We start from the raw sequence: 8,372 nt of genomic DNA on the forward strand, positions 1-8,372 counted from the left end.
TGCGCAGCCAGAGCGGCAGCGAGCGGCGTTCGGTCCTCTTGATGGTGCAGGAAGTCGTCCGCTGACATGCACGCGCCGCGTGCGTCGGGACGGCTGCTCGCATGGCTCGGCGTGAGCTTCGCGATCACGCTCGCGTGGTCGGCCAGCGGACCGAAGGATCGCGTGGTGTGGTGGCTCGAGGTGCTGCCTGCGTTGATCGGTGCCGTCGTACTGCTTGCGACCTGGCGCCGCTTTCCACTTACCCCCTTGCTGTATGTCCTCATCTGGGCACACGCTCTCGTGCTGGTGGTCGGCGGACACTATACGTATGCCGAGGTGCCGCTCTTCAACCTGATACGCGACGCGTTCGATCTGGAACGCAACCACTACGACCGCGTCGGCCATTTCATGCAGGGATTCGTACCGGCGCTGATCGCGCGCGAGATCCTGCTGCGCGTGACACCACTCAAGCCTGGCGGAATACTGTTCTTTCTCTGCACCTGCGTGGCGCTGGCGATCTCGGCCTTCTACGAGATGATCGAATGGTGGGTGGCGGTAGCCTCCGGCACCGGGGCCGATGCCTTTCTCGGCACGCAGGGAGATGTCTGGGACACGCAGTGGGACATGTTTCTCGCACTCATCGGCGCCTTGGCGTCACAACTCGCGCTCGGCTGGCTGCAGGACCGGCAGCTGGGTGCGCTGCCCGGCGTCAGGTCAGTATGACATCTACGTGCTGGCGCGCGCCCACGCGATGAGGCGCGCCATTCCCTCGTCGTACGTGATGCGGCTGTGGTAGCCAAGCTCTCGCTGGGCACGCTCGGTCGAGAAGCGAAGGTCGCGCGTGAAGATGGGCATGCCATAGCGCCGAATGTCCCAACGTAGCCGCCGCGGCAACCAACCCCTCGCGGCGGCCACGAAGGCGGGAATCGATATACGCGGGGAAGGCAGTCCCAGGCCGTTCGCGATATCGCACACAAACTCCCGCACCTCGACGGTGGGCTCGTCTATCACGATATAGGCACCGGTGGCAGCCACGTTCTCGATCGATGCCACGACGGCATCCGCCAGATTCTCCACGTAGACGAGGTGGCAGCGAAAATGTCCCCCGGCGACGAACAGCAGGCGGCCCGCAGACAGCGGGGCGACGATGCGGGAAAAAGCCGCGCGGTCGCGCGGACCGTACACCACCCCGGGACGCAGCACGACGACCGACAAGTGCGCGGGGGCAGCCTGCACGAGGCGTTCAGCGGCGATCTTGGAGGCGACGTAGCCGGGGCCGCCGGGGTTCGCTGCGAAGGGCGCCGCCTCGTCCAGCAGGACGCCAGGGCGAGGTTCGTGGACAACGATCGTGCTGAGATGCACGAGCCGTCTCACGCCAGCCGCGCAACAGGCTTCGATGACGCGCTCGGTGCCGCGCACGTTCACGGTATTCCACGCGTCTGCCTCGATACCGCGCCCCGACACGGCGGCACAGTGAACCACGAAGTCCGAACCCCGCGCGGCGGATCGTATGCTCTCGGCGTCCGCGAGATCGCCCTCGACCTGCTCGGCGCCGAAGAGCCACGGCACGGCGACGCAGTGTCGCACCAGCGCCCGCACCGTGTATCCTCTTGCCAGAAGAGCCTCGACGACGTGTCCGCCGACGAAGCCCGTAGCACCTGTCACGAAAACTCGCATCGTCGTCGACTCCGACGGATTCCAAGCTCACTAACTGCTGCCAGGGTCGCAAGACGCTTCAGGTCTTGGCCTTGGGGTAGGTGAGCTCGGTGAGTTGCGCGGACATCCGCAGGTTATGCCGTCCGCGAGCAATCGGGCGGATCAACCTGCCGCACCCAGGTGAATCCCGCGACCTTGCAGGATCCGACGTAGCAGGGGGCCGGCACTGTAAGCTGCCTGAGCGATCTCCGGAACTCGTTGGCTCAGGCGACTCCTGATCCGACTCTCTTCGTTCACGAGATTCCACAAGCGATCGCGAAAGGCACCCACCTCGAAACCGTCGACCGCCATGCAGAAATCCAGGTTCCCGTAAATGTCCCTGTTGATTCCCTGAGCCTTGAGGCTGTAGCCGAGACTCAATGTCGGGACTGTGGAAGACAGGGCAGCGATCGTGGCGTGCGTGCGCGCGCCCACAAACAAACTGCACTGCCCAATTGCCCATTTCGTTTCCGCCGCGCTCAGGTTGTCGGGAAGACACAAGACAGGTTGCCGCACGGACGGTGCAGCGCGGCGTTGCAGTTCGGTGAGGAAGGAATAGTCATCGTTGTAAGGCAAACGCCACACGACGTGCGGCACCAGAAGGACGGCAGATCGGGTTGCTTCTGCGACGGTCTTGATGATGTCGACGCAGATCGTCTGCCATGCGCTGAAATCCAGCCCGGTTTCCCACCATTCCGCCCAGGACTGCCGCAAGAACGCCTTCGCAACCAGAGGGCTCAGGTTCAGGCCGACGGCGCCGCTGGGGATATCAAAAGGCAGTTTCGCCCTGGAGGGTTGTTCGGGGCGCATGACAAATGCGGGGTCCGCAACCAGATGCACATTCTGGTCGACCCCGTTCCGTTTCAGATAGTCGCGGCTTTCTGTCTCGCGCACCAGGACTCCGTCGAGACTTCGGAGGTGCGCAAACATCTCTTCCGCAAACCCTGACTCGCCTTCGAACGGCCCCACCGAAGCTCCCCAAAGAATCAGGGGTAGGCGACGGCTCACGAGAAACTGATCCAGCTGCAAGAACTTGGTCGGCACACCATAATCGAGTGAGTAGTTGTCACCGCCGACCTCGAGCGCGGCGGGTGCCGTCTTCAAATGCGGCAGTAACGCGGAATACTGCGCAGCAAACGGAGCACCGAGTCGCTTACTCAATTGTTGCTTCCACCAATTCCAGGACCACCTCGGTGCCCTTTGCTGCAATGACAAAGAGGTGACCGCCGAATCGGTTTCACCGACATCCTGAAGACCCACTGTCTCGGGATCTCCAAAGACACCGGCAACTGCACTGACGTTCGCCCCGAATTCTCGGCGCAGGATCGCCATCGTCCCGCGAACGATGGCTTCACAGCCGCGATTCCGATAGGGCGCGTTGCCGACAAGGAGGAAGGGAGCGAGCTGTTTCGCGTTCAGTTGAGGACTCCCGGTTCCGCGAGGGAAAGGCTCACTCACGGCCGACCCAAGATCTTGCTCAGCATGGGACGCACTTCTCTGCCCCAGGCATCCCAGTTGAGTCGCTCATCGAACGCGCGTCTCGCCCCCGCCGACAGTTCGCGATATGTGTCGTGGTCGAACCAGAGCCCGGCGATCGTCTCTGCATACTCTTCTGCGCCTGCCGTCAGCGGCAGGGCCATACCGTTCTCGCCATCGCGGACAACTTCTCCAACTCCGCCTACCCTCGTCGTGATCGATGGCAGGGCGTAGGCCCCGGCTTCGCAGAACACGTGCCCGAACGTGTCGCCTCTGGTTGGGAGCAACAGGAACGAACTGGTGCGCAGGAGATCGCTTATCCGACGCCGGGCAGCCGGATCGTTCTTGTCCAGGCGCCCGAGCACCCGCATCTTTTCGTGGGCGCAACCGTCGGGTGGTTGGCAGCCTGCCACGAGCAACTCCGCCGGCACGCCTCGCCTGATCAGATGCTGCAATGTTTCGTAGGCCAGGTCCCCTCCCTTGCGCGGCCACTCGACTCCGAGGAAGAGCAGGCTGCACACGCTGCCGGGGGAGTCCCTGCACACTTCTTCGATTCTCGGCACATCCCCGGAATCGATGTTTGCACCCCAGGGGACGACGCGAATTCTCTCTGCCGGGACGTCGTAATGTTCCCTAAGAGACTGGGCGATCCACTCTGTTGGAACAAGGTTGAGGGTCGCGCGGTGGACGAGATCGGCTTCCAGAGACATCTGTACCTGCACCGACTGTCTCGGCAGTCCTTCGAAGAGAGGATACGCGGAGAGCTCGACGACACGCGGGACGGTGTAGTCAGTGCAATAAACGAGCGGCACCGCAGATCGAACCGCCGGCATTTCCCGGCCTGCCAGCGCGCAGAAGAGCAGATCGAGGTGACTCGCCGCAAGGCGGGGCGAGAGGCTTCTTGCGGCCGCGCGTGCGTAATCGCGTGAGAGCATCCAGGTCGTCGAGCCGCGGTACGACCCCAAAGCGCGATAGAGCTTCCGCGCCAACCTCCACGCGAACGATGGGGGCGGTGGCGGTATCAGCAGCTCGATCATCTCTGCGCCAATCGGCCGCAGTTGCTCCGCCATGTAGTAATTCGCGCCGCTGCCTGTTGCGCGTTGAGTGCCCCGAGTGATAAAGCCGATCCGATGGGTCGTGGTCATCATTCCCCTGACTGTTGGCGCGTGACTGTCGCGTGAGATCTCGTGCGTTGCGCGCCCACATCCGACGCGCGCGGTGCGCAGCGTACGACAACAGCCTATCCTGTCGCTCCGAGCAGGAACACGGTAAACAAGCCTACACCGTTATCACGGTTACAGTGAACCGTCGTTTCCGTTGTTCTCAGGTTGCGGCACGCCGATGGGCCGCATGAGTCGCCGTTCCCGGGGACGCTCAGGCCCCCTTCGCACTATCGCGACAGATGACGCATCGCGCGTTCGAGACCGTCGAGTGTGAGGGGATACATGCGATCGCCCATCAAGCGACGGACGATGCCGATGGAGACGTGATCGCCCCAGCAGTCCTCGGGTTCCGGATTCAGCCAGACCGCCTTCGGATAGACCGCCAGCATCCGGCGCAGCCATACCTCGCCGGTTTCGTGGTTGACGTGACGCACCGACCCTCCCGGACTCAGGATCTCGTGCGGACTCATCGCTGCGTCGCCGACCAGGATCAGGCGGTAATCCTGCGGGTACTTGTGCAGCAGGTCAAGCGTGGGCATTCGCTCGGTGCTGCGACGCTGGCTGTCTCGCCACACGAAGTCGTACGGGCAGTTGTGGAAGTAGAAGTACTCGAGGTGCTTGAATTCCGCCCGTGCGGCGCTGAAGAGTTCCTCGCACTGCTTGACGTGCCAATCCATCGAGCCGCCGACGTCCAGCAACAGCAGCACCTTCACCGCGTTGTGGCGCTCCGGCCGCATCTGCAGGTCGAGCCATCCGGCATTGCGCGCGGTACGCTGGATCGTGCTGTCGAGATCCAGTTCCTCGGCGGAACCCTCTCGGGCGAAGCGCCGCAGCCGCCGCAGCGCAACCTTGATGTTGCGCGTGCCGAGCGCCACGTTGCCGTCCAGATTGCGATACTCGCGCTCGTCCCAGACGCGTATTGCGGTGCGGTTGCCGGCGCTCTGCGCGCCGAGCCGTATGCCTTCGGGATTGTAGCCGTGGGCGCCGAAGGGCGAGGAGCCGCCAGTACCGATCCACTTGCTGCCGCCGAAGTGCGCACCCGTCTGCTCGCGCAGACGCTTCTCGAACTCCGCCATCAGCTTCTCCCAGCCGAGCTTCTCGAGTCGGGCACGGTCTTCGGCCGAGAGGTGTCGCTTCGCGAGCAGCGCGAGCCATGCGGCGGGAATTTCGGGGAGCTGCTCGACACCGCGGAAGTACTCGCCGAACGCGCGGTCGAAGCGATCGAAGTGCGACTCGTCCTTGACCAGGCAGGCGCGCGCCAGGTAGTAGAACGTGTCGATCGAATGATCACAGACATGCATTCGCAGCGCTTCGAGCAGCGTGAGGTACTCCTTCGTCGACACCGGCAACTGGCGCGCCTTGAGATGCAGAAAGAAGTCGATGAGCACGGCGGGGGATGGTGGTGTCGGCAATCGGGGACATTCTGTGCCCGCAGAGCATCGAGATTCAACCTCGACGTGAGTCCGCCAGCGGCGATCTTGTGCGCTGCGTTATCGATACAGAAACCCGTTGTCGTGCACGATCACGGCGCGTAGTGCGCCGCCGATGCCTTGTTTCAGGGCGCGCTCGACCAGGGCGTTTGCATTGGAACTTTCCGCTGCTTTGCCGTTCTTCTCTGAATATCGGCGCGCCGTGAGCATGCCGCGCGACCCGTGGGAAGCGTGGAATGAATACTGCATCGCACGACTGAAATGTTTAGCGTGTAACTTGCAAGAAAGGCCACGGGCGCTACCCCGCCCGCGGGTCTGTTCCAGGTGGAACGGTAGACGGACGTTTCCTCACGCGGATCCGTGACGTCACCGGACATACGCCGTAAGACGGCGTGGGAGTCATGCAATGGGAATACGCAACAGTTCGTCACGTGCCATTTGCGGGGCGTCACCGGCACCATTCAGTGCCCGCTCGTGGCAGTGCAAGCCCGTGCGCTGCGTGCTCGAGCCAAGCCTCCAGCGCACTTCCACCGCGACGACTTTCACCAGTTAACCGAGCCTCCAGCGAAAACAGGCGTGCCATGCGCCTCGGTCACTGGATTCATCGAGTCTTGCGGCGCGTTCACTTCGACGCTCCAGCCTTCGCCGCGCGAAGCCGGTTCGTCTCGTCGCAAGCCGCAAGAAGATTACGCTCAGGGACGGATCAGGGTCGCGGGGCACCCGCTGCGGGTGCTTTCGCGAGATGCAGTGCAACCGGAGGGGCCACGGTGACCGATGAGTGTCACCCTCGCCCAGATGCTTCCGGCCCGACCATACACAGGAAACGAGGAGATCAACATGAACCTCCATGTGCCAGAAACCCCGGATACGGATGAATTCGACTTCTCCGCGAGTTACGGGACGGCTGTTACGCTGGTGTCGAAAAAGACGGGAGCCGAGGTGTTCCGTGATCTGGCCGAGCCCGGACTCGGTCACCTGATCGAGCAGGGGGAACACTATCCCTTTAAGCACCCCAAGGCAGCTTGAGGAGCGCGCTTCCGGCGAAACCGCCGCCGGGTTCTCGGGGCGTCAGAGGCGCCCGGTGGCTCCGAAGATCGCAACCAGCGTGAGATCTTCCTCAATGTCGAAGAACGAGTGCTCGGAGGTGGCGCGCACGTAAAGAATGGTCCCTGCTGATACTTGCTGCTGCGCGCCCGCGACCTTGAGCCGTGCGCGGCCGCTGACGACGAGGTAGACCTCGTCTTCCAGGTGGGGCGCCTGCATGTCCCGCGACCCTGCCGGCAGGTGATAGATCGCGCAACTCAAGCTCGGGGTGTGGAGGAACTCGATGAAGCGGGCTTCTTTCCCCTTGACCCTGCGGGCAAGTTCATCCAGCGTGAACACGCTCCATTCGTTGCTGCTCATCGTTCCAGTCCCCTCTTGTCGCGACCGCACGCGGGCATTATTACATTCCGAAGTCCAGCAGGTGGCGGGAGTCTCGCCCGATCGCGGGGCTGGACGAGCAGGATTCGGGCAAGGGGAAATTTTCATCCGTCGCGAAGCTGCCACGAGCCCGCGTCGCCATCCGCCTTGCCGGCGTATCGAAGAACCGGCAGGCACCGTGAGTGCCACCCGGGCTGCGCGGCGCGGGTGTCGGTCAGGCGTCTGCCGGCGTGGGCGGGTGCCGCGAAGATGCCTCTTTGCGCGCGGCAAGTGCTGTGTCCGGGAAATCCGAAAAGACACCGTCGACCCCGAGGTCGAAGAACTGCAGGTATTCGAGCCGGGGATCGTTGCGGTACTGGGGAGCAAGCGTCGCCGGCTCGTTGCGGAACGTGTAGCAATGGACCCGCAGCCCTGTCGCGTGCGCCTGCGCGATCGTGCTCGTTTGCAGCAATTCGGTCGCGCCGATGTCGCGCAGAATCTGCCGCTTCCACGGGCCGATCGCGTTCGCGTATCTGGAGACGTCGGCGAGGTTCCGGGGCGGCTCGGCTCCGCGCGGGTCGCCGTGGCGTGCGATCTTGACCCGCGTGACGCGGACACCGGCTGCGTCGAATTCGAGTGCATCGTCGTCCAGCAACTGCACCAGTGACACCTGCGTTCGTGTGCGCAGGTACTGCAGGTTGTCGCTCTCGAACGATTGAATGAAGACGGGCGCATCAGCGCGATCGAGACCTCGACGCTGCAGTGCTTCGAGCAGACGCTCCTCCAGCGGCAGACCGAGGGCGACGTGGAAGGCCGGGTGCTTCGTCTCCGGATAGAGGCCGATCGGCTGGCCGCGCGGTGCGCCCGCGCGCGCGACCAAATCGAGAATCTCCTCGAAGGTCGGGATCTCGTACTGGCCATTGTAGTGCTTGGAGCGTGCCGGGTTGGGCTGCACCGCACGCAGCGCCTTGATCTCGCTCAGCGTGAAATCGCTCGCGAAGAATCCGGTGACGGATTTGCCGTCCATGGTGCGGGTCGTCCTGCGGTCCGCAAACTCCGGACGGGCCGTGACATCGGTCGTGTCGTCCAGCAGCGGTTCGTGGCGCGCGATGAGATGTCCGTCGCGCGTGACCACAAGGTCGGGCTCGATGTAATCGGCGCCCTGCTCGATCGCAAGCGCGTACGAGGCGAGCGTGTGCTCCGGCCGATAGCCCGAGGCGCCGCGGTG

Annotated in this window: 9 protein-coding genes; 2 read left to right on the forward strand and 7 right to left on the reverse strand. The window is 63.6% G+C overall.

Annotated elements, in window-relative coordinates; translation table 11 throughout:
• The first annotated feature begins 66 nt into the window (after positions 1 to 66).
• Positions 67 to 702, forward strand: a complete 636-nt coding sequence (locus tag JNK68_07465) for a DUF2238 domain-containing protein (protein ID MBL8540194.1) — start codon at positions 67 to 69, stop codon at positions 700 to 702.
• Positions 703 to 705: 3 nt separating this feature from the next.
• Here the strand turns inward: JNK68_07465 and JNK68_07470 are convergent, their stop codons facing one another.
• The 5 genes from JNK68_07470 to JNK68_07490 form a co-directional block, all read right to left on the reverse strand.
• Positions 706 to 1,644: an NAD-dependent epimerase/dehydratase family protein gene (locus JNK68_07470; protein ID MBL8540195.1), complete on the reverse strand. Its 939-nt coding sequence runs from the start codon at positions 1,642 to 1,644 to the stop codon at positions 706 to 708.
• Positions 1,645 to 1,797: 153 nt separating this feature from the next.
• Complete coding sequence (locus JNK68_07475) at positions 1,798 to 3,006, reverse strand: polysaccharide pyruvyl transferase family protein (GenBank protein ID MBL8540196.1); 1,209 nt, start codon at positions 3,004 to 3,006, stop codon at positions 1,798 to 1,800.
• 122 nt (positions 3,007 to 3,128) lie between these two features.
• On the reverse strand, positions 3,129 to 4,220 hold the full coding sequence (locus JNK68_07480) for a glycosyltransferase family 4 protein (GenBank protein MBL8540197.1): 1,092 nt from the start codon (positions 4,218 to 4,220) through the stop codon (positions 3,129 to 3,131).
• 320 nt (positions 4,221 to 4,540) lie between these two features.
• The gene (locus JNK68_07485) at positions 4,541 to 5,701 is read right to left on the reverse strand and encodes a VWA domain-containing protein (protein ID MBL8540198.1); all 1,161 of its coding nucleotides are present in this window, start codon (positions 5,699 to 5,701) and stop codon (positions 4,541 to 4,543) included.
• A gap of 102 nt (positions 5,702 to 5,803) precedes the next feature.
• Positions 5,804 to 5,953 carry a hypothetical protein gene (locus tag JNK68_07490; protein ID MBL8540199.1) on the reverse strand — a complete coding sequence of 50 codons (150 nt, stop codon included), beginning with the start codon at positions 5,951 to 5,953 and terminating at the stop codon, positions 5,804 to 5,806.
• Positions 5,954 to 6,580: 627 nt separating this feature from the next.
• On the opposite strand from JNK68_07490, the gene JNK68_07495 reads away from it, so the two are divergent.
• Entirely contained in the window at positions 6,581 to 6,769 is a 189-nt protein-coding gene (locus JNK68_07495) for a hypothetical protein (GenBank protein ID MBL8540200.1), read from the forward strand.
• Between the two features lie 42 nt (positions 6,770 to 6,811).
• On the opposite strand, the gene JNK68_07500 is transcribed toward JNK68_07495, so the two are convergent.
• The gene (locus JNK68_07500; GenBank protein ID MBL8540201.1) at positions 6,812 to 7,147 is read right to left on the reverse strand and encodes a cupin domain-containing protein; all 336 of its coding nucleotides are present in this window, start codon (positions 7,145 to 7,147) and stop codon (positions 6,812 to 6,814) included.
• A 232-nt stretch (positions 7,148 to 7,379) separates the two neighbouring features.
• On the reverse strand, positions 7,380 to 8,372 hold a 993-nt coding region (locus JNK68_07505), incomplete at its 5' end, for a glycerophosphodiester phosphodiesterase (protein MBL8540202.1).

The organism is Betaproteobacteria bacterium (assembly GCA_016791345.1).
Lineage (GTDB): Bacteria > Pseudomonadota > Gammaproteobacteria > Burkholderiales > JAEUMW01 > JAEUMW01.